The 20,246-nt window shown below is 64.9% G+C and carries 19 protein-coding genes and 1 tRNA gene; 10 read left to right on the top strand and 10 right to left on the bottom strand.

Features of this window, described 5'->3' with window-relative positions; genetic code table 11:
- Nucleotides 1-8: 8 nt before the first annotated feature.
- The 8 genes from pheS to ispB form a co-directional block, all read right to left on the bottom strand.
- Entirely contained in the window at nt 9-1,055 is a 1,047-nt protein-coding gene (gene pheS / locus ACYQ2U_RS03315) for a phenylalanine--tRNA ligase subunit alpha (protein ID WP_459948905.1), read from the bottom strand.
- 86 nt (nt 1,056-1,141) lie between these two features.
- On the bottom strand, nt 1,142-1,501 hold the full coding sequence (gene rplT, locus ACYQ2U_RS03310) for a 50S ribosomal protein L20 (protein ID WP_459948904.1): 360 nt from the start codon (nt 1,499-1,501) through the stop codon (nt 1,142-1,144).
- Between the two features lie 12 nt (nt 1,502-1,513).
- The gene (gene rpmI / locus ACYQ2U_RS03305) at nt 1,514-1,711 is read right to left on the bottom strand and encodes a 50S ribosomal protein L35 (protein WP_459948903.1); all 198 of its coding nucleotides are present in this window, start codon (nt 1,709-1,711) and stop codon (nt 1,514-1,516) included.
- 117 nt (nt 1,712-1,828) lie between these two features.
- A complete protein-coding gene (gene infC, locus ACYQ2U_RS03300) occupies nt 1,829-2,356 on the bottom strand; it encodes a translation initiation factor IF-3 (RefSeq protein WP_459949238.1) in 528 nt (175 codons plus the stop codon).
- A gap of 34 nt (nt 2,357-2,390) precedes the next feature.
- Nucleotides 2,391-4,301, bottom strand: a complete 1,911-nt coding sequence (thrS, locus tag ACYQ2U_RS03295) for a threonine--tRNA ligase (RefSeq protein ID WP_459948902.1) — start codon at nt 4,299-4,301, stop codon at nt 2,391-2,393.
- A 112-nt stretch (nt 4,302-4,413) separates the two neighbouring features.
- Complete coding sequence (locus ACYQ2U_RS03290) at nt 4,414-4,737, bottom strand: c-type cytochrome (protein ID WP_459948901.1); 324 nt, start codon at nt 4,735-4,737, stop codon at nt 4,414-4,416.
- A gap of 336 nt (nt 4,738-5,073) precedes the next feature.
- Nucleotides 5,074-5,150, bottom strand: a tRNA-Pro gene (locus tag ACYQ2U_RS03285).
- 69 nt (nt 5,151-5,219) lie between these two features.
- Entirely contained in the window at nt 5,220-6,149 is a 930-nt protein-coding gene (gene ispB, locus ACYQ2U_RS03280; protein ID WP_459949237.1) for an octaprenyl diphosphate synthase, read from the bottom strand.
- Nucleotides 6,150-6,356: 207 nt separating this feature from the next.
- Here ispB and rplU point away from each other — a divergent pair, with 207 nt between their 5' ends.
- From rplU to proB, 4 genes are all read left to right on the top strand, one after another.
- The gene (gene rplU / locus ACYQ2U_RS03275) at nt 6,357-6,671 is read left to right on the top strand and encodes a 50S ribosomal protein L21 (RefSeq protein WP_459948900.1); all 315 of its coding nucleotides are present in this window, start codon (nt 6,357-6,359) and stop codon (nt 6,669-6,671) included.
- Between the two features lie 27 nt (nt 6,672-6,698).
- Complete coding sequence (gene rpmA / locus ACYQ2U_RS03270; RefSeq protein WP_459948899.1) at nt 6,699-6,965, top strand: 50S ribosomal protein L27; 267 nt, start codon at nt 6,699-6,701, stop codon at nt 6,963-6,965.
- A gap of 68 nt (nt 6,966-7,033) precedes the next feature.
- Nucleotides 7,034-8,149, top strand: coding sequence for an Obg family GTPase CgtA (gene cgtA / locus ACYQ2U_RS03265; protein WP_459948898.1), 1,116 nt, complete (start codon nt 7,034-7,036; stop codon nt 8,147-8,149).
- Entirely contained in the window at nt 8,124-9,239 is a 1,116-nt protein-coding gene (proB, locus tag ACYQ2U_RS03260) for a glutamate 5-kinase (RefSeq protein ID WP_459948897.1), read from the top strand. Before cgtA ends, proB begins: the two co-directional genes overlap by 26 nt.
- Nucleotides 9,240-9,305: 66 nt before the next feature.
- Here proB and ACYQ2U_RS03255 read toward each other — a convergent pair whose 3' ends face one another.
- Entirely contained in the window at nt 9,306-10,598 is a 1,293-nt protein-coding gene (locus tag ACYQ2U_RS03255) for an extracellular solute-binding protein (RefSeq protein ID WP_459948896.1), read from the bottom strand.
- Nucleotides 10,599-10,922: 324 nt separating this feature from the next.
- On the opposite strand from ACYQ2U_RS03255, the gene ACYQ2U_RS03250 reads away from it, so the two are divergent.
- The 5 genes from ACYQ2U_RS03250 to ACYQ2U_RS03230 all read left to right on the top strand — a co-directional run bounded on the left by ACYQ2U_RS03250 (nt 10,923) and on the right by ACYQ2U_RS03230 (nt 17,213).
- On the top strand, nt 10,923-13,184 hold the full coding sequence (locus tag ACYQ2U_RS03250) for a bifunctional salicylyl-CoA 5-hydroxylase/oxidoreductase (protein ID WP_459948895.1): 2,262 nt from the start codon (nt 10,923-10,925) through the stop codon (nt 13,182-13,184).
- Complete coding sequence (locus ACYQ2U_RS03245) at nt 13,181-13,930, top strand: SDR family NAD(P)-dependent oxidoreductase (RefSeq protein WP_459948894.1); 750 nt, start codon at nt 13,181-13,183, stop codon at nt 13,928-13,930. Before ACYQ2U_RS03250 ends, ACYQ2U_RS03245 begins: the two co-directional genes overlap by 4 nt.
- A complete protein-coding gene (locus tag ACYQ2U_RS03240) occupies nt 13,927-14,427 on the top strand; it encodes a MarR family winged helix-turn-helix transcriptional regulator (protein WP_459948893.1) in 501 nt (166 codons plus the stop codon). Before ACYQ2U_RS03245 ends, ACYQ2U_RS03240 begins: the two co-directional genes overlap by 4 nt.
- A 31-nt stretch (nt 14,428-14,458) precedes the next feature.
- Nucleotides 14,459-16,582, top strand: a complete 2,124-nt coding sequence (locus tag ACYQ2U_RS03235) for an AMP-binding protein (RefSeq protein ID WP_459948892.1) — start codon at nt 14,459-14,461, stop codon at nt 16,580-16,582.
- A 115-nt stretch (nt 16,583-16,697) separates the two neighbouring features.
- Complete coding sequence (locus tag ACYQ2U_RS03230) at nt 16,698-17,213, top strand: hypothetical protein (RefSeq protein WP_459948891.1); 516 nt, start codon at nt 16,698-16,700, stop codon at nt 17,211-17,213.
- 170 nt (nt 17,214-17,383) lie between these two features.
- Here the strand turns inward: ACYQ2U_RS03230 and ACYQ2U_RS03225 are convergent, their stop codons facing one another.
- The gene (locus tag ACYQ2U_RS03225) at nt 17,384-18,421 is read right to left on the bottom strand and encodes an aldo/keto reductase (RefSeq protein WP_459949236.1); all 1,038 of its coding nucleotides are present in this window, start codon (nt 18,419-18,421) and stop codon (nt 17,384-17,386) included.
- 249 nt (nt 18,422-18,670) lie between these two features.
- On the opposite strand from ACYQ2U_RS03225, the gene ACYQ2U_RS03220 reads away from it, so the two are divergent.
- On the top strand, nt 18,671-20,200 hold the full coding sequence (locus tag ACYQ2U_RS03220; protein ID WP_459948890.1) for a DEAD/DEAH box helicase: 1,530 nt from the start codon (nt 18,671-18,673) through the stop codon (nt 20,198-20,200).
- Nucleotides 20,201-20,246 lie beyond the last annotated feature (46 nt).

Genomic DNA, 20,246 nt, shown 5'->3' with positions numbered 1-20,246 from the left:
TCAGCGGGTCAGTTGAACTGCGACAGGAAGCGCAGGTCGCCTTCGAAGAACAGGCGCAGGTCGTTGATGCCGTAGCGGAGCATGGTGAGCCGGTCGGGCCCCATGCCGAAGGCAAAGCCGGTGTACTTTTCCGGATCAATGCCGCCAAAGCGCAGCACGTTGGGATGCACCATGCCGCAGCCGGCGATCTCCAGCCAGCGCCCCTTGAGATGGCCGCTCATGAAGGCCATGTCGATCTCAGCCGAAGGCTCGGTGAAGGGGAAGAAGGAGGGACGGAAACGCACCGTGAGGTCATCCGTCTCGAAGAAGTTCTTGAGGAAGTCGGCGATCACGCCCTTCAAGTCGGCAAAGCTGACGTCCTGACCGACCCACAGCCCCTCCACCTGATGGAACATGGGCGAGTGGGTGGCATCGGAGTCCACCCGGTACACCCGGCCCGGCGCGATGACGCGGATTTCGGGCATGGCGTCCAGATGACGGTATTTGTCCACGTGGGCCTGCATGTAACGCACCTGCACCGGACTGGTGTGGGTACGCAGCAGCACGTCCTCGCGCACCTTGCCGGCGTCGTCCAGCAGATAGAAGGTGTCGTGCATGGAGCGGGCCGGGTGGTTGTCCGGGGTATTGAGGGCGGTGAAGTTGTGCCAGTCCGTCTCGATTTCAGGACCGTCGGCCACCTCGAAACCGATGGAACGGAACAATTGCTCCACCCGTTCCAGACTGCGCATCACCGGATGCAGGCCACCGCTGGGCTGACCCCGTCCGGGCAGGGTCACATCCAGGGCCTCGGCCGCCAATTGGGCTTGTAGCGCCGCTTCCCGCAAGGCTTCACGACGACCGTTCAGGGCCGCTTCCACCTGCTCCTTGGCGGCATTGATGGCAGCACCGGCGCTCTTGCGCTCCTCCGGTGACAGCTTGCCCAGGCCCTTCAGCAGTTCCGTCAGGGAACCGCTCTTGCCCAGGTAGCGGGCCTTGGCCTCTTCCAGCTTGGCCGGCTCGGTCACCGACGCGAATTCGGCCGCGGCATCGGCGACCAGTTGTTCAAGATTGTTCATGGCTTGAATGCAAGCAACACAATGCAAAAGGGAGGCCCCGGTTACCCAAGACCTCCCCTCGTTTGACAGCAGGGACCTAACGCGGATTAGGCGCCGAGCTTGGCCTTGGCTTGGTTCGCCAGCGCCGCAAAAGCGGGCTTGTCGAACACGGCCAGGTCGGCCAGAACCTTGCGGTCCACTTCAATGGAAGCCTTCTTCAGGCCGTTCATGAAGGTGCTGTACTTCAGGCCCACTTCCCGGGCGGCCGCATTGATACGGGCGATCCACAGGGCGCGGAACTGACGCTTGCGTTGACGACGGTCACGGTAGGCGTATTGGCCGGCCTTCATCACCGCTTCTTTGGCGATGCGATAGACCGTGCTGCGACGACCGCGATAGCCCTTGGCGAGGGCGAGAACCTTCTTATGGCGCGCGCGCGCCGTTACACCACGTTTTACGCGAGGCATAGTAAATCTCCTTTACGCGTAGGGAAGCATGGCGCGAACCAGCTTCACATCGGATTCATGAACCTCGGCCATGCCACGCAGTTGACGCTTCACCTTGGTGGACTTCTTGGTCAGGATGTGGCGCTTGAACGCCTGGGAGCGCTTGATGCTGCCGCTGCCGCGCACTTTGAAGCGCTTCAGGGCACCGCTCTTGGTCTTCATCTTCGGCATCGAAGATTTCTCCTTATAAAACGGAGCAAGGTGGCCGTCTCCTTGACGACACTTGATAACCCGCACCGCTTGGTTTTCCCCATCGCGACCGGCGCGCCGGGGAAAATTCTTGCAAAACTACTTCACCTGCTTCTTGGAGGGGGACAGCACCATGATCAGTTGTCGACCTTCCATTTTTGGAAACTGCTCGACCAGGGCGACTTCCTCCAGATCGGTCTTGATGCGTTCCAGCACCCGCATACCGATTTCCTGGTGGGCCATTTCCCGTCCGCGGAAACGCAGCGTGATCTTGGCCTTGTCGCCTTCGCCCAGAAACTTGGTGACGTTGCGCAGCTTGATCTGGTAGTCGTTCTCGTCCGTACCGGGACGGAACTTCACTTCCTTGACCTGTACCTGCTTCTGCTTCAGCTTGGCTTCGTGGGCGCGCTTGGATTCCTGATACTTGAACTTGCCGAAATCCATGATCTTGCAGACCGGCGGCTTGGCCATGGGGGCAATTTCCACCAGGTCCAATTCCGCTTCGTCCGCCAAGGCCAAGGCCTGGCGCACGGACACGATACCCAACTGCTCACCGTCTTCTCCGACCAAACGGACCTCGGCGGCGGTTATTTCGTCATTGACGCGCTGCGTCTTCTCCTGGGCGATGGTTCAATACTCCAAAAAAATTCAAAAAAACAGGTCACTCAGCCCTGCTGCGCTTTTCCGCCAGCAGCCGCTCCAATAAAGCATCGGGGGACATTTGCCCGAGATCTTGATTGCCCCGGGCACGCACTGCGACCAACCCTTCGGCCTTTTCCTTGTCGCCAACCACCAACAAGTAAGGCCGCTTCAACAAACTATGTTCCCGAATTTTATAGGTTATTTTCTCATTCCGCAAATCGCAGTCAGCGCGAAGACCGGCAGCGCGCAGCTTTTCCGCGACAGCCTGGGCGTAATCGGCCTGATTTTCGGAAATGCTCATCACCACCACCTGTACCGGCGACAACCATAAAGGCAGGGCGCCAGCATGGTTTTCGATCAGGATGCCGATGAAACGCTCCAGGGAACCCAGGATGGCCCGGTGCAGCATGACCGGGGTATGGCGGGCGTTGTCCTCGCCAACGTATTCGGCACCGAGGCGGCCAGGCATGGAGAAATCCACCTGCACGGTACCGCACTGCCAGGAACGGCCAATGGCGTCCTTGATGTGGAATTCGATCTTGGGGCCATAAAAGGCACCCTCGCCGGGCAACTCTTCCCATTCCAGGCCGCTGGCCCGCAGGGCGGCGCGCAGGCCGCTTTCAGCCTTGTCCCAGACGGCATCGTCGCCCACCCGGCTGGCGGGGCGCAGGGCCAGCTTCACCGCCACCTCGTTGAAACCGAAATCGGCGTAAACCTTGCGCACCAGGGCGTTGAAGGCCGTCACCTCGGACTCGATCTGATCCTCGGTACAGAAAATATGGCCATCGTCCTGGGTGAAGCCCCGCACCCGCATCACCCCATGGAGAGCACCAGAGGGCTCATTACGGTGACAGGAGCCGAACTCGCCGTAACGCAGAGGCAGCTCCTTGTAGGAGCGCAGGCCGTCGTTGAAAATCTGGATATGGCCGGGACAGTTCATGGGCTTCACCGCGTAGTCCCGGTTTTCGGACTCGGTGGTGAACATATTGTCCTTGTAGTGCTCCCAGTGGCCCGACTTCTCCCACAGGCTGCGGTCGAGAATCTGGGGGCAACGCACTTCCTGGTAGCCGTTGTCGCGATACACGGCGCGCATGTACTGCTCGATTTCCTGCCACAGGGTCCAGCCGTGGGGGTGCCAGAACACCAGGCCGGGGGCTTCTTCCTGCAAATGGAACAGGTCCAGCTGCTTGCCCAGCTTGCGGTGGTCGCGCTTCTCGGCCTCTTCCAGCATGTGCAGGTAAGCGTCCAGCTCTTCCTTCTTGGCCCAGGCGGTGCCGTAGATACGTTGCAACTGCTCGTTCTTCGAGTCGCCGCGCCAGTAGGCACCGGCCACCTTCATCAACTTGAAGGCCTTGAGCTTGCCGGTGGAGGGCACGTGGGGGCCACGACAAAGGTCGATGAAATCGCCCTCGCGATAAAGACCGATGGGCTCCCCGGCCGGAATGGCAGCGATCAGCTCAGCCTTGTAGTGCTCACCCAGGCCCTTGAAGAATTCCACGGCCTCGTCCCGTTCCCACTCTTCGCGGGTGATGGGAAAGTCTTTTTTCGCCAGTTCAGCCATGCGCTTTTCGATGGCTTGCAGGTCTTCCGGCGTGAAGGGGCGCTTGTAGGCGAAGTCGTAGTAGAAGCCGTTCTCCACCACGGGACCGATGGTCACCTGGGCTTCGGGGAACAGTTCCTTGACGGCATAGGCCAGCAAGTGGGCAGTGGAGTGGCGAATGACTTCCAGGCCGTCGGCATCCTTGTCGGTGACAATCGCCAAGTCCACGTCGGTGTCGATCAAGGTGCTGGTATCCACCAGCTTGCCATTGATGCGACCTGCCAGGGCGGCCTTGGCCAGCCCGGCACCGATGGAGGCGGCCACCTGGGCCACCGTCAGCGCTTGGGGGTATTCCCGCTTGGAACCGTCGGGAAGGGTAATCACCGGCATGTTTACTCACTCCAGAAATAAGAACAGGGCGAACGCAATGTTCGCCCTGCTTGGAACAGCCATCTATTTTAGCGGAAACCGTCCCTCAGGACGGCCCGCCCGGCACGCTAAATCAAGAAGCGCCCTTGAGCACCCATTCGATCACGGCCTTCAGATCGCCATCGCTCAGCTTGTCCGGGCCAGTGGCCGGCATGGGGATGGTGCCCCACACGCCAGTTCCGCCATGGCGAACTTTGTCGAACAACTTGGTGGCGACATCCTTCTGGCCCTTGTACTTGTCGGCCACGTCCTTGTAAGCAGGACCAACCATCTTCTTGTCGATGGCATGACAGGCAACACAGCCGCCCTTTTGCGCCAATTGCAGGCTGGCGTGAGCAACGGGGCTTGCCAACAGCGCAGCAACGGTCAGCACGGGCAGGAATTTGCTGGACTTCATGTACGGACTCCTCCTTGAAAAAACTCGGCGATAGAAACCCCTACGGTTTCAACGGCCATTCTAGGCGGAAAGACGGTCTTGCGGATTCATTCCGACCGGGGCGGCGCATCCGTCGCCGCTTTTTTTTACCCGCCGCAGCCGAGCCCCACCCCCAATCCAATACCGCCACAAAACTGGCATCCCCATCAAGCCACTCGAACACCCGTGGAAATAGCATGGACGAATAGATGGACGTCAAGGCAGACAACCACGCAACCGTGGCGCCGAGGCAGAGGGAAAATGGTTTTGGCAGAACGCCATGTGCCGTTATCTCAAACCAACAAGACAAGGCGGTGATGGTCGGGGCGAGAGGATTCGAACCTCCGACTCCTGCGTCCCGAACGCAGTACTCTACCAGGCTGAGCTACGCCCCGATGCGAGAGTGGTGAAACGTGTTTTACAGCTAGCGGGAACTTCCGAAAAAGCGCTGACTGTCCGATGAATCAGTGACTGCGCGCGACGGAAAAGTCCGCCAATTCTAGCAGACTGTCGCGGTATTGCGAAGGCGGAAGGGCATCAATGGCCTGTTTCGCGGCGGCGATTTCCAGCTCGGCCTGGCGTCGCGTCTCCACCAGCGCACCGGTTTCCTCGATGGCGGCAAGGATGGCGGGCAACTCGTCCAGCCCGCCTTGCTCGATGGCCTGGCGAACCAAGGCCGCCTGCTGGGGCGTGCCGTTCTTCATGACGTGGATCAGGGGCAGCGTGGGCTTGCCCTCAGCCAGGTCGTCACCGACGTGTTTGCCGGTCTCGCCTTCGACACCGGAATAATCCAGCACGTCGTCGATCAACTGGAAGGCCGTGCCCAGGTGCATGCCGTAGCGGGCCAGGCCTTCCTCCAGTTCCACCGAGGCGCCGCCGAGGATGCCGCCCAGCCGGGCCGCCGCCTCGAACAACTTGGCCGTCTTGTAACGGATCACCCGCAGATAGGACTCCACATCCACATTGGCGTCGTTGCAGTTCATCAACTGCAACACTTCGCCCTCGGCGATGATGTTGGTGGCCTCGGCCAGGACTTCCATGACCCGCATGGAGCCGACGCCCACCATCATCTGGAAGGCGCGGGAATAGAGAAAATCCCCCACCAGCACGCTGGCGGCATTGCCGAACAGGGCATTGGCGGTCTCCCGCCCTCGGCGCAGGTCGGACTCGTCCACCACGTCGTCGTGGAGCAGGGTCGCGGTATGAATGAACTCCACCACCGCCGCCAGCTCATGATGGTGCTTGCCCTGGTAGCCCATGGCACCCGCCGTGAGCAGGACCAGGGCCGGACGCATGCGCTTGCCGCCAGCGCTGATGATGTATTCGGCCACCTGGCGCACCAGCACCACGTCGGAATAGAGGCGTTCGCGGATCACCACATCGACGGCTTTCATGTCGTCGGCGATCAGGGCATAGAGGGAATTGAGCTGCACGATGGGGAATTAAAGCGGGGGAAGCGGGCCTTCAGGAAAGGCGCGATGTTAGGGACGGCCACCCCCATCGTCAAGAACAACAGAATTCGCTTTGACTTTAATGGCTTGCCGCCCTATAATGCGCGGCTCTTTTTGTAGCACCCTTCCTTTTAAATATCGGAGTCCCACATGTCTTATGCGGTCATAAAAACTGGCGGCAAGCAGTATCGCGTTGTCGCTGGCGAAAAGATCAAAGTAGAACAGATACCGGCAGATGTGGGCGCTGAAATCACTCTCGACCAGGTTCTCATGGTCGGTGAGGGTGAGTCGGTCAAGATCGGCACCCCTCTGGTTTCTGGCGCCACTGTCACAGCCAAGGTCATCAGCCACGGTCGTCACGACAAGGTTCGCATCTTCAAGATGCGTCGTCGTAAGCACTACCAAAAGCGTCAAGGCCATCGCCAGAACTACACTGAACTGGAAATCAGCGGCATCGCCGGCTGAGTCCATTGCCACTAAGGAGCACATACCATGGCACACAAGAAAGCAGGCGGTAGTTCCCGCAACGGCCGCGACTCAGAAGCCAAACGACTGGGCGTCAAGAGCTACGGCGGCGAACTGATCCCCGCCGGCAGCATCATCGTCCGTCAGCGCGGCACCCAGTTCCACCCCGGCGACAACGTCGGCATCGGCAAGGACCACACCCTGTTCGCCAAGGTGGACGGTACCGTGCAATTCACCGTCAAGGGCCCCACCCAACGCAAGGTGGTGAACGTCGTTCCCTACACCGGCGAATAATCGGGCTTCGGCCTGTGGCAAAAGCCCTATCCCTGGGATAGGGCTTTTGCGTTTCTGGAGCAGCAGCAATGAAATTCTTTGACGAAGCCCGCATCGAGGTCATGGCCGGCGACGGCGGCAATGGCGTGGCTTCGTTCCGCCGCGAAAAATTCATCCCCTTCGGCGGACCCGACGGCGGCGACGGCGGCCGCGGCGGCAGCATCTACGCCATTGCCGACCGCAACCTCAACACCCTGATCGACTTTCGCTACACCCGCATGTTCCGCGCCGACCGGGGCGAGAACGGGCGCGGCGCCGACTGCTACGGCAAGGGCGGCGAGGACCTGGAACTGCGCATGCCTGTCGGCACCGTGATCTCCGACTTCGAGACCGGCGAATTGATCGCCGACCTGGACAAGGACGGCAAGCGCGCCCTGATCGCCAAGGGCGGCAAGGGCGGCCTGGGCAACCTGCACTTCAAGTCCAGCACCAACCGGGCACCCCGCCAGCACACCATGGGCGAGGAAGGCGAGCGGCGCATGCTCAAGCTGGAGCTCAAGGTGTTGGCCGACGTGGGCCTGCTGGGCCTGCCCAACGCGGGCAAGTCCACCTTCATCCGCGCCGTGTCCGCCGCCAAACCCAAGGTGGCCGACTACCCCTTCACCACCCTGCACCCCAATCTGGGCGTGGTCCGCGTGGACCACGACCGCAGCTTCGTCATTGCCGACGTACCGGGCCTGATCGAGGGCGCGGCGGAAGGCGCCGGCCTCGGCCACCGCTTCCTGCGCCACTTGCAGCGCACCCGGGTGCTGTTGCACCTGGTGGACATCGCCCCCTTCGACCCCGAGGCCAATCCCGTGCGGGACGCCCTGGCGATTACCGACGAACTGCGCAAGTACGACGAAAACCTCTACGCCAAGCCCCGTTGGCTGATCATCAACAAGATCGACCTGGTGCCCGAGGAAGAGCGCGAGGAGCGCATCGCCGCCCTGATCGCGGGCTACGGCGGCGTGGACAGGCACTTCGTCATTTCCGGCCTGACCGGCGACGGCTGCAAGGCCCTCACCTATGCCGTGATGGACCACATCGAACAGCACCGAGCCGAGTTCGGCGACGTGGTGGTGGAACACGACACCACGCCCCACCACGCCACCACCGTCAGCGACGATGAGGACGAGGATGAGAGCGACGATAGCGAAGAGTAAGCGCCTGATCGTCAAGGTCGGCAGCGCCCTGGTCACCGACAACGGCGCCGGCCTGTCCCAGGCCTTCATCGCCGAGTGCGCGCGCCAGATCGCGGTGCTCCACGGCCAGGGACGCGAGGTGGTGCTGGTTTCCTCCGGCGCCATCGCCGCCGGCATGCAGCGCCTGGGCTGGTCCCAACGGCCCAAGGGCATGCACGAACTCCAGGCCGCCGCCGCCGTGGGCCAGATGGGCCTGTGCCAGACCTACGAAACCTGTTTTTCCGGCCATGGCCTGAAGACCGCCCAGATCCTGCTCACCCATGACGATCTGGCGGACCGCACCCGTTACCTGAACGCCCGCTCAACCCTGACCACCCTGCTCTCCCTGGGCGTGGTGCCCATCATCAACGAGAACGACACGGTGGTCACCGACGAAATCAAGTTCGGCGACAACGACACCCTGGGCGCCCTCGTCGCCAACCTGGTGGAAGCCGAAACCCTGGTCATCCTCACCGACCAGCAGGGCCTCTACAGCGCCGACCCGCGCAAGGACCCGAACGCCACCCTGATCAGCGAAGGTGCAGCCGAAGACCGCAGCTTCGAAGCCATGGCCGGCGGTGCCGGCAGCGGCATCAGCAAGGGCGGCATGATCACCAAGATTCGCGCCGCCCAGCGGGCTGCCCGCAGCGGCGCCCACACCCTGATCGCCAGCGGTCGCGAAACGAACATCCTGCCCCGCCTCGCCGCCGGCGAGCAGTTGGGCACCCTGCTGGTTGCCAGTGCCACCCCCCTGGCCGCCCGCAAGCAATGGCTGGCGGATCACCTGCAACTGGCCGGCAGCCTGAGCCTGGACGCCGGTGCCGAAAAGGCCCTGAAGGAAGGCCGCAGCCTGCTGCCCATCGGCGTCACCGCCGTGGACGGCGAGTTCGAGCGGGGCGCCGCCGTGGCCTGCCGCGACGGCCTGGGCCGGGAGATCGCCCGGGGCCTGATCAACTACTCCAGCTCCGAAGCCCGCCGCATCGCCCGCCACGGCAGCGCGGAAATCGAGACCCTGCTGGGCTATGTGGACGAGGAAGAGCTGATCCACCGGGACAATCTGATCCTGCTCTGATCCTCCGCTTGCACCAAAAACAAAAGCCCGCGATCGCGGGCTTTTGTTTTGTGCATGGGCCAGAAGTCAGCGGGCGGAAGGCACGCCGTTGAACTTGGTCATGGCGGTGTCCAGCACTTCCTTGGCCGGCTTCTCGTTGCGCCAGAGGGCCTCGGCCTCCACGTTGAGGATGCTGCGCAGGCGCTCCAGAGGACCGCCGCTCTTGACGCGGCTCACCCGGGGCTCGGAGAGGCGGCGGGCAGCGGCGTCGAGCACGTCGGCGGGGCCGCCGGATTCCTTCAACGCCGTGATGGCGTCCGCCGTCATGGGCAGGTAGCCGGTGGCCCGCACCCAGTCGCGCTGGTGTTCGGGCTTCATCAGGAATTCGACGAACTGGGCCATCAGGGCGTAGTCAGCCTTCTTATAGCCGGCCAGGAACCACAGTCCCGCCCCGTCGGGCAGCACGTTGCGCGGCGTCACGCCGTACACGTCGTCGTAGTAGGGCATGGCGGCAATGCCCACGGGCAGATGGCGGGCCAGGGCTTCGGCGAACAGGCTGGACTCGCCGGTCAACATGCCGCACTCGCCGTTGAGGAAATGCTGGTCGCTTTCGCCCAGGGCGCCGTAGTAGCGGAAGTAGCGGCTCTTGTGCCAGCTCACCAGCATGGCCAGGTGCTTCACGTTCACCATGCTGTTGAGAGCGGCCCGGGCCGGCTTCTGCACCAGGGGCTCGTTGTGCTGGGCGGACAGGTTTTCCACCTGCATCCAGGCGAAGCGGGACGAGGTGTAGGGACAGCTGCTGCCGGCATCGAACAACTTGCCGGCCGCGGTCTGCACTTCCCACCAGGTCCGGGGCGGCCGTTCCGGGTCCAGCCCGGCGCGGCGGAAGGCTTCCTTGTTCCAGAACAACACCGGCAGGGACATGCCCAAGGGCAGGGCCTGCAAGCGCCCGGCGGAATCGTCCACTGCGTCGGCCATCAAGGGGTAGATGCGCTTGAGATCCAGCTTGACGCCGCCGTCGCCCAGCACCTGGTAAAGGGGACGGAAGCGGGGCAGGGTGTCGAAGAAATTCATTTCATCTTCGGGGTGGAACAAGGCCATGTGGGGCAATTGGCGCTTGTCCTCGTCCCGGGCGAGGCCGGAAACCCCTTGCAACACGATCCGGCCCTTGCCCTTGAGGCTGTCGTTGAATTTCACGGTCAGGGTGGCCAGGGTATCCAGCGCCCGGCCATCGAGACCATGACGCAGGGTGATTTCCACCGGCGCCACCGCCACGGCTTCGGGCTTAGCTTTGGCTTTGGCTGCGGGCTTGGCCTCCGCAGGCATTTGGATCAGCAGGGCCGCCAAGCTCAGGACTCCGCCGAGGAACAGCTTGTTCATAGACTTTTGCGCATTGCGAGAAAAAAGGAAACGTTAGTTTACCGGGTCCGCAAGGTGCCAATCGGCGGAAAACCCGGGAGAAGTCCTCCGCGCCGGGGCCCCACCCTCTCCACCTGCGCCGCGGCAACTTCCCGGCATGGTGCGCCAATACTGACGTTGGGGGCTTTCAGCGTCGTCCGTACCGGCCGTCGCCACGGGCCCTTCGAGACTCCGCTATTGCGTAAGTCACATTTTTTGCCGCAAAGCACAAACTAGCAGCCCCATGCGTCTATTGATGCCTTAAAATTCTCAAATCGCCCATTTGAGGGCAATTTCATTGATTTCATGCATATCGTCTGCCTGGGGGGAGGTCCCGCGGGCCTTTACTTCGCGGCATTGATCAAACGGGCGGACCCGAGCCATCGGGTCACCGTCGTCGAACGCGGTCCGGCGGACGATACCTACGGCTGGGGCGTGGTTTTTTCCGACCAGACCCTGGACGGTCTGGCCGCCGCCGACCCGGAAAGCCATGCCGCCATCCGCGACGCCCTGGTGGCCTGGGACACCATCGACATCCACTATCGCGGCCAGTGCCTCCGCTCCCGGGGGCACGGTTTTACCGGCATCGGCCGCGCCCGCCTGCTCCGCATCCTGCAAGACCGGGCCCGCGCCCTGGGCGTCGAACTCCGTTTCAACACCGAGGCCGAGCCACCTGAAAAATACGCCGACGCCGACCTGATCGTCGCCGCTGACGGCATCCACAGCGCCGTACGCGAACGCTACGCGGACGTGTTCCAGCCCGACATCGCCGTCGGCGACTGCCGCTACCTCTGGCTGGGCTGCGACCGGCCCCTGGACGCCTTCACTTTCGATTTCCGCGAAACCGAATGGGGTTGGTTCAGTCTCCACGCCTATCGCTACGACCGGGACCACGCCACCTTCATCGTCGAGGCGCCCCAGGCCGTGTGGCAGGCCGCAGGACTGGACCAGGCCGACAGCACCCGCTCCCTGGCCTTTTGTAGCGAGTTGTTCGCCGAACGGCTCCAGGGCGGCCAATTGCGCCTACTGCCCCACCACGCCCGGGGCGGCGCCTGGTTGCGCTTCAACCGGCTGGTCTGTCGTCGCTGGTATCACGGCAACATCGTCCTGCTCGGCGACGCCGCCCACACCGCCCACTTTTCCATCGGCTCCGGCACCAAGCTGGCGATGGAGGATGCCATCGCCCTGGCCGCCGCCCTCCAGGACGAAGCCGACGTTCCCGCCGCCCTGGCCCGCTATCAGGCCGAGCGGGAACCGGCCGTGCTGCGTCTGCAAAGCGCCGCCCGCAACCGCCAGGAATGGTTCGAGCACGTGGCCCGTTACACCGGTTTCGAGCCCCTGCCCTTCAGCTACACCCTGCTCACCGGCAGCCAGCGCCTGGGCCATGAGAACCTGCGCCAGCGCGACCCCGCCTACATCGCCGCGGTGGAAACCGACCTGGCCCGCCGCTGCGGCCTGGCCCAGGCCGTGCCGCCCATGTTCACGCCTTTCCACCTGGGGGCGCTGACCCTCACCAATCGGGTCGCGGTCTCTCCCTTGGCTACCTACGCCGCCACGGATGGCCTGCCCGGCGACTTTCACCTGACCCATCTGGGCGCCCGTGCCCTGGGTGGCGCCGGCCTCGTCATGAGCGAAATGACCGCCCCCAGCGCCGACGGCCGCATCACCCCCCGCTGCACCGGGCTCTGGAACGATGCCCAGCAGGCCGCCTGGCAGCGCATCGTCGATTTCGTCCATGGCCACAGCGGCGCCAAGATCGGCCTGCAACTGGGCCATGCCGGCGCCAAGGGCGCCACCTGCCCGCCCTGGGAAGGCGAGGATGTTCCCCTGCCCGCCGCTGAAAGCTGGCCCCTGGTGGCCGCCTCGGCCCTGCCCTGGCGACCCACCAGCGCCACCCCCGCCGCCCTGGATCGGTCCGGCATGGAACGCATCGTCGCCGACTTCGCCGCCGCCGCCCGTCGCGCCCTGGCCGCCGGCTTCGACCTACTGGAACTCCACTGCGCCCACGGCTACCTGCTGTCCGGCTTCCTCTCGCCCCTGTCCAACCGCCGCACGGACGCCTACGGCGGTCCCCTGGAAAACCGCCTGCGCTTCCCCCTCGAAGTCTTTGCCGCCCTCCGCGCCATCTGGCCCAAGCCCCTGGCAGTGCGCCTCTCCGCCCATGACTGGTTTCCCGGCGGCAACAGCGGCGACGACGCGGTGGCCATGGCCCGCGCCTTCCAGGCCGCCGGCGCCGACCTGATCGACGTTTCCAGCGGCCAGACCCATCCCGACGCCCAGCCGGTCTACGGCCGCATGTATCAAGTGCCCTTTGCCGACCGCATCCGCAACGAGGTGGGCATTCCGGTCATGGCCGTGGGCAACATCACCACGGCGGACCAGGTGAACACCATCATCGCCGCCGGCCGCGCCGACCTGTGCGCCCTCGGCCGGCCCCATTTGGCCGATCCCCACTGGACCCTGCGCGCGGCCGCCGAACAAGGCCACGACGCCCTCGCCTGGCCGCCGTCCTACCGGGCTGGCGGCGCCCAACTGCAACGCCTGTTGCATCCGGAGAATCCTCAATGAACGCCCCCCTGCAAGGCCGCCATGCGGTCGTCACTGGCGCGTCCCGCGGCATCGGCGCCGCCATCGCCGACGCCCTGGAACAAGCCGGTGCCACCGTCAGCCGCCTGGCCCGCACCGTATCAGCGGACATCATCCCCTGCGACGTCACCGACGCCGATGCCGTGAACCGCGCCATCGCCACCGCCCGGGAACGACACGGGCCCATCCACATCCTGGTGAACAACGCCGGCCAGGCCGCCAGCGCCCCCTTCGCCAAGAGCGACGCCGCCCTGTTGCAGCGCATGCTGGACGCCAACCTGATGGGCGCCTGGCACTGCACCCAGGCCGCCCTGCCCGACCTGCTGGCCGCCGGCCAGGCGGCGCCGGGCGGACGCATCATCAACGTCGCCTCCGTCGCCGGCCAGAAGGGCTATGCCTACGTCAGCGCCTACTGCGCCGCCAAGCACGCCCTGGTGGGCCTGACCCGTTCCCTGGCGGCCGAATTTGCCACCCAGGGCGTCACGGTCAACGCCCTCTGCCCCGGTTACACCGACACCGACATGGTGCGCCAGACCGTGGACAACATCGTCGCCCGCACCGGTCGCAGCCCCGACCAGGCCCGGGATGCCCTCGCCGCCACCAATCCCCAGGCGCGCGTGATCAGCCCGAGCGAAGTGGCGGCGGCAGCCCTCTGGCTGTGCCAAGCCGAATCCCGCGCCCTCACCGGCCAATCCGTTTCCTTATCTTGTGGAGAAATCATGTCATGAGCAAAAAGACCACCGTGGCGGCCACCGTCGCCGATACCGAGACCCGCGTCACCCGCGACGACCACCAGTCCCTGCGCCTGTGGCTGCGGCTGCTGGCCTGCACCAACCTGATCGAGGCCCAGGTGCGCAGCCGCCTGCGCGTCCAGTTCGACACCACCCTGCCCCGCTTCGACCTGATGGCCCAACTGGAGCGCGCCCCCGAAGGCCTGAAGATGGGCGAATTGTCCAAGCGCATGATGGTCACCGGCGGCAACGTCACCGGCATCACCGACCAACTGGTGGCCGAGGGCCTGGTGGTGCGGGAAGACAACCCCGCCGACCGCCGCGCCTACATCGTCAAGCTCACCGCCGAGGGCAAGAAGCAGTTCAAGAAGATGGCCGAGTCCCATGAAAAATGGATTCTGGAATTGTTCGCCGGCATCAAGGAAAGCGAAAAGCAGCAATTGCACAATCTGCTGGCCCTGCTCAAAACCCACCTGACCAGCCTGCAACGCTGAGTCGGGCCTTTTCAGGCCAGTTGATACGCCCATGATTCCAAGCGCCCACCGGGACACCTTTGCCCGGGACCACCTGCCGCCCCCAAAACTGTGGCCGGAACTCCTGTTCGATCTGCCGGAGTTGCATTACCCGGACCGACTCAATTGCGCCACGGAAATCCTCGACAAGGCCGTGGACGAAAAAGGCTGGGGCGACCGCATCGCCCTGCGCGGCCCCCTGGGCACCTTCACCTACCGGGAACTGCGCTCTCTGGCCAATCGCGTGGCCCGTGTGCTGACCGAGGACATGGGCCTGGTGCCGGGCAACCGGGTGCTGCTCCATTCGCCCAACGCGCCGTTGATGGTGGCGGGCTGGTTCGGCATCCAGAAAGCCGGCGGCGTCGCCGTGTCCACCATGCCCCTGCTGCGGGCCAAGGAACTGGGGGACATCGTCGGCAAGGCCCAGATCAGCCATTGCCTGTGCGACGTGAGCCTGCGCGGCGAACTGGAACTGGCCCGCAGCCAGCATCCGGTGCTGACCCAGACCCTGTTCTTCGACGGCCTGCTCACCGCGCCGGCCGCCACCGACGCCACCGACGCCACCGACCGGCTCGAACCCCGGCTGGCGGGCAAGGCGGACACCTTCGCCAACGTGGACACGGCCCTGGACGACGTGGCCCTGATCGCCTTCACCTCCGGCACCACGGGCAAGCCCAAGGGCACCATGCACTTCCACCGGGACGTGATGGCGATCTGCGACTGCTTCCCCCGCTCCACCCTGAAACCGGAAGCCGACGACATTTTCTGCGGCGCGGCGCCCCTGGCCTTCACTTTCGGCCTGGGCGGCCTGGTGCTGTTCCCCCTGCGCTACGGCGCCTCCTCGGTGATCGGCGTCAAGCCCGGCCCCGAGCCCCTGCTCCAGGCGGTGCAGCACTACCGCGTCACCATCAGCTTCTCCGTACCCACCGGCTACCGCATGGCCCTGCCCATGCTGCAACGCTTCGACATCTCGTCCCTGCGCAAGTGCGTCTCCGCCGGCGAGGCCCTGCCCGTGGCGACCCGCGAGGCCTGGCTGAAGGCCACCGGCATCCGCCTCATCGACGGCATCGGCTCCACCGAGATGCTGCACATCTTCATCTCCGCCGCCGGCGACGACGTGCGGCCCGGCGCCACCGGCAAGCCCATTCCCGGCTACCGCGCCACCATCCTCGACGAGGCCGGCAACCCCCTGCCCCCGGGCCAGGTGGGCCGGCTGGCGGTCAAGGGCCCCACCGGCTGCCGCTACCTGGACGATCCGCGCCAGTACGACTACGTGGTGAACGGCTGGAACGTCACCGGCGACGCCTTCCTCATGGACGCGGACGGCTACTTCTTCTACCAATCCCGCACGGATGACATGATCATCTCCGCCGGCAACAACATCGGCGGCCCCGAGGTGGAGGACGTGCTGCTCAAGCATCCGGCCGTGGCCGAATGCGCGGTGGTGGGCGTGCCGGACGAGAACCGGGGCCAGGTGGTGTTCGCCTTCGTCGTCCCCGCCCCCGGCCACGAAGGCTCGGACGCCCTGGCCAAGACCTTGCAGGAACACGTCAAGTCCCAGCTTGCCCCCTACAAATACCCACGCATCATCGACTTCCGCGCCGCCCTGCCGCGCACCGAAACCGGCAAGCTGCAACGCTACAAGCTGCGCGAGGAGGCACTGAAGACGCTGCCCGGCGCCCAGCCGGCCGCAACGGCCACGGCAACCACGGCGGATTCCGCCCCCGCCGTCGCCGGCCCCCACGAGATCATCCAGCCCGAACACTGGGCCCGGCCCCGGGGTTTTTCCAACGGCATCAAGGCCAAGGGCAGCTACGTCAGCGTCGCCGGCCAGGTGGGCTGGGATGCCCAGCGCCGCTTCGTCAGCAGCAACTTCACCGCCCAGGCCAAGCAGGCCCTGGAAAACGTGGTGGAAGTAGTGCGCTGCGCCGGCGGCAAGCCGGAACACATCATCCGCCTCACCTGGTACGTCACCGACAAACGGGAATACCTGGCCCAGGCCAAGGAACTGGGGCTGGCCTACCGGGAGGTGATGGGGCGCTTCTATCCCACCATGTCCGTGATCCAGATCGCCGAATTGGTGGAGGACGCCGCCAAGGTGGAAATCGAGGCCACCGCCGTGGTTCCCGATGAATAAGCGCCTATTTCAAGGGGGAACAAAGCCGCAGTCATGCCACGGACAAGTCCCCAGGGGCTAAAGAAGCGCGCCCGGCTGCCGTAAAATCCTGTTAACCCCTTACCGGACGCCGCCCTTGCCACCCGTTTTCCGCCTCTTCCTTGCCGGAATGATCGCCCTGCCCTTGCTGGCCGGCTGCGACCAATTGGGCATTGAAACCCCGGCGAAGACCCTGAGCCGTCAGGAGGCGGAAGGCAAGGCCATCGGCAGCGCCTGCCGCCACGCCGGCCGTGCCTTGGAGGACTGTTTCACCCGGGCCGCCAAGGACAAAAAGAACAAATACATCACCAAGGCTTCCATTTTCGACGGCTGGAAGGAAATGGACGCCTACATGCGGGAAAACAATCTGGCGGTGGTGCCGCCCGGCGCCGAACCGGAACCCCAGTCCATGCCGGCCGCCGTCGAAGGAGAAAACGGCGAGAATCCCGCCGCCAAGGAAGACGCGCCGCCCGCACCCGGCGAAAAACCGGGGACCAACGGCGCCAAGCCGGACCCCAAGAAACCGGAAACCAAGGTGGATACGCCGGTGGACATCAAGCCCAAGACCGGCGGCAAGATTTCGGCCCGCCTGCACCTGCCGACCTACGCCTAGTTCGCCTCGGCCGCAGCCGAGTTACCCCTAACCCCTGAGTACCCGCCAGCAAGCCAGGACGCTTGATCCGGTCGGCATGGCATCTCCCACCGATATTGCTGCCCCACCCGCCTGCCATGAGGAAGGTACTTCCATGGCGGGATCCCCCATGCCTGACGCCCCAGCCGCCCTCAGGGCGCCGGATTGGGATGAGCGAGGTGGATTTGTTCCACCGCCGCCAATACCTCCGGCGCCAGGGTGATGGCGGCGGCATCGATGTTTTCCTTGAGCTGGTCCGGGTTGGTGGCGCCGATGATGGTGCTGCCCACGCACCAGCGGCGATGGACGAAGGCCAGGGCCAGTTGGGTAGGGGTCAGGCCGTGGCGGCGGGCCAGGTCCACGTAGGCGGCCACCGCCGGAGTCACGTTGGGCTTGGCGTAGCGGCCGGCGAAACCCGGAAACAGGTTGGCCCGCCCCGGCGCGGCGGGATCCGCGAGGTACTTGCCGCTAAGCAGGCCGAAGCCCAGGGGCGAATAGGCCAGCAGGCTCACCTTTTCCCGGTAGCCGATCTCGGCCAGGCCGTTTTCCCAGGTGCGATTGAGCAGGTTGTAGGCGTTCTGCACCGTGACCGGTCGGGGCAGGCCCAGTTCGTCCGCCAGGCGCAGATAGGTCATCAGGCCCCACGGCGTCTCGTTGGAAGGCCCCCAGTGGCGCACCTTGCCGGCCTTGATGAAGCCGGCCAGGGTTTCCAGGGTCTCCCGCAGGGGCACGCTGTCCCGCTCCTGGGCGGGGTCGAAGTGATAGCCGCCGAACATGGGCACGTTGCGGTCCGGCCAATGCAATTGGTAGAGATCGACGTAATCGGTCTGCAATCGGGCCAGGGAGCCGTCGAGGGCCCGTTGCAGGTTGTCCCGGCTGAAATTCAGCTCGCCGCCGCGAATCCAGGGCTGGCTGCGGGCCGGGCCGGTAGCCTTGGTGGCGATCACCAGCTTGTCCCGCTGCTGACCCTTGAGCCAGGTGCCGACGTATTGCTCGGTGCGGCCGGTGGTCTCGGCCCGGCTGGGGACCGGATACATTTCCGCCGCATCGATGAAATTGATGCCCCGCGCCAAGGCATAGCTCAACTGGGCATGGGCCTCGGCCTCGCTGTTTTGCTGGCCGAAGGTCATGGTGCCGAGACAGAGGGAGGAGACCCGCAGGTCGCTATTGCCGAGGGTGACGATGTCCATGGTGTCCGGGGTGTTCGTGAAGAGCAAGGAAGGGGTGCATTCTAAGCCGCACAGTCATCCGGCCCCGCGGCCCATGCCGCCCTGCGACATCGGGGCATTCGGGTACAATGTCCCCATGTCGCGCCCTGCCGGTTGGCGCGTTCTCTTCGGCCCGGACCCCGTCCGATGCGCGCCGCTTTAACCCCCTTTGTGGTTTCCGCCTGAACCGGACCTTGCCCCCATGGCAAGCGGGCCGATTCAGGAGCTTTGATGTCTACACCCAGCGATACCCCCGACACCCTCGACAACCCAGGGTCCGCCCCCACGGCCCATGCAGCCCCCGCTGCGGCGGAACCGGCCAAGGCGCCACCCAAGTTCAGCGACCTCGGCCTCAGCGCCGAACTGCTCCGGGCCGTGGCCGACGCCGGCTACACCCATCCGACGCCGATCCAGGCCCAGGCCATTCCCATCGTCCTGCAAGGCCATGACGTCATGGGCGGCGCCCAGACCGGCACCGGCAAGACCGCCGGCTTCACCCTGCCCCTGCTGCAACGTCTGTCCCGCCACGCCACCAGTTCCCCCTCACCGGCCAAGCATCCGGTACGGGCCCTGATCCTGGCGCCCACCCGGGAACTGGCCATGCAGGTGTACGAGAACGTCAAGACCTACAGCAAGTACGTGCCCCTGCGCTCCGTCTGCATCTACGGCGGTGTGGACATGAAGCCCCAGACCGCCGAACTGCGCGAGGGCCGCGAGATCGTAGTGGCCACTCCCGGCCGCCTGCTGGACCACGTGGAGCAGAAGACCGTCAATTTCAGCCAGGTGGAAGTACTGGTGCTGGACGAAGCCGACCGCATGCTGGACATGGGCTTCATCCCCGACATCAAGCGCATCCTCTCCCTGCTGCCGGCCAACCGCCAAAGCCTGCTGTTCTCCGCCACCTTCTCCAACGAGATCAAGAAGCTGGCGGACTCCATGCTCAAGGCGCCCAAGCTGATCGAGGTGGCCCGCCGCAACCAGGTGAACGACACCATCACCCACCGGGTCCATCCGGTTTCCGCCGACAACAAGCGCCACCTGTTGCTGCATCTGCTGAAGGAACACGACCTCAAGCAGGTGCTGGTGTTCACCGGCACCAAGTTCGGCACCAGCCGTCTGGCCACCTGGCTCGACCGCCAGGGCATCAAGGCCGACGCCATCCACGGCGACAAGAGCCAGCAACAGCGCACCCAGGCCCTGGATGCCTTCAAGGCCGGCTCGGTGCAGGTGCTGGTGGCCACCGACGTGGCCGCCCGCGGCCTCGACATCGACGACCTGCCCCATGTGATCAACTACGAGCTGCCCCACACCGCCGAGGACTACGTGCACCGCATCGGCCGCACCGGCCGTGCCGGTAAGAAGGGCAACGCCATCTCCCTCGTGGCCCCTGAGGAAAAGGGCCGCCTCGACGATATCGAAAAGCTGATCAAGTTCAAGATCGCCCAGGAAGTGGTGCCCGGCTACGGCCCGGATGCCGCCCCCATCCGCGAGGATCGGGCACCCCGTCACGGTCACCTGCGCGAGCGCGAGGAGCGTCGTTCCCACGGCCCCCGGGAATCCACCCGCCTGCCTGCCGGCGCCGCCCACGTGCCCAAGCTGCCCAAGGTGGCGGCGGACGGTTTCGACTTCAGCAAACCCTACGAGCCCAAGCCCAGCGCCGACGGCCAGCCGGCCAATGAAAAAGGCGCACCGCCGCCGCGCCGCCCGCTGCGGCCGGTGGCAGCCCTGCTCGGAGGCCTGACCAAACCCAAAGCGAGTTAACGCACAAGGGCTGCCATGGCAGCCCTTGTCGTTTGGGTCCGCTCAA

It is taken from the genome of Denitratisoma sp. agr-D3, from assembly GCF_054658675.1.
This window is presented reverse-complemented; position numbering and strand designations above follow the sequence as displayed.

Bases quoted from the DNA above. Each gene is read 5' to 3' on its own strand.
- pheS (WP_459948905.1), bottom strand. From the start codon at position 1,055: ATGAACAATCTTGAACAACTGGTCGCCGATGCCGCGGCCGAATTCGCG.
- rplT (WP_459948904.1), bottom strand. From the start codon at position 1,501: ATGCCTCGCGTAAAACGTGGTGTAACGGCGCGCGCGCGCCATAAGAAG.
- rpmI (WP_459948903.1), bottom strand. From the start codon at position 1,711: ATGCCGAAGATGAAGACCAAGAGCGGTGCCCTGAAGCGCTTCAAAGTG.
- thrS (WP_459948902.1), bottom strand. From the start codon at position 4,301: ATGCCGGTGATTACCCTTCCCGACGGTTCCAAGCGGGAATACCCCCAA.
- ACYQ2U_RS03290 (WP_459948901.1), bottom strand. From the start codon at position 4,737: ATGAAGTCCAGCAAATTCCTGCCCGTGCTGACCGTTGCTGCGCTGTTG.
- ispB (WP_459949237.1), bottom strand. From the start codon at position 6,149: ATGAAAGCCGTCGATGTGGTGATCCGCGAACGCCTCTATTCCGACGTG.
- rplU (WP_459948900.1), top strand. From the start codon at position 6,357: ATGTCTTATGCGGTCATAAAAACTGGCGGCAAGCAGTATCGCGTTGTC.
- rpmA (WP_459948899.1), top strand. From the start codon at position 6,699: ATGGCACACAAGAAAGCAGGCGGTAGTTCCCGCAACGGCCGCGACTCA.
- cgtA (WP_459948898.1), top strand. From the start codon at position 7,034: ATGAAATTCTTTGACGAAGCCCGCATCGAGGTCATGGCCGGCGACGGC.
- proB (WP_459948897.1), top strand. From the start codon at position 8,124: ATGAGAGCGACGATAGCGAAGAGTAAGCGCCTGATCGTCAAGGTCGGC.
- ACYQ2U_RS03255 (WP_459948896.1), bottom strand. From the start codon at position 10,598: ATGAACAAGCTGTTCCTCGGCGGAGTCCTGAGCTTGGCGGCCCTGCTG.
- ACYQ2U_RS03250 (WP_459948895.1), top strand. From the start codon at position 10,923: ATGCATATCGTCTGCCTGGGGGGAGGTCCCGCGGGCCTTTACTTCGCG.
- ACYQ2U_RS03245 (WP_459948894.1), top strand. From the start codon at position 13,181: ATGAACGCCCCCCTGCAAGGCCGCCATGCGGTCGTCACTGGCGCGTCC.
- ACYQ2U_RS03240 (WP_459948893.1), top strand. From the start codon at position 13,927: ATGAGCAAAAAGACCACCGTGGCGGCCACCGTCGCCGATACCGAGACC.
- ACYQ2U_RS03235 (WP_459948892.1), top strand. From the start codon at position 14,459: ATGATTCCAAGCGCCCACCGGGACACCTTTGCCCGGGACCACCTGCCG.
- ACYQ2U_RS03225 (WP_459949236.1), bottom strand. From the start codon at position 18,421: ATGGACATCGTCACCCTCGGCAATAGCGACCTGCGGGTCTCCTCCCTC.
- ACYQ2U_RS03220 (WP_459948890.1), top strand. From the start codon at position 18,671: ATGTCTACACCCAGCGATACCCCCGACACCCTCGACAACCCAGGGTCC.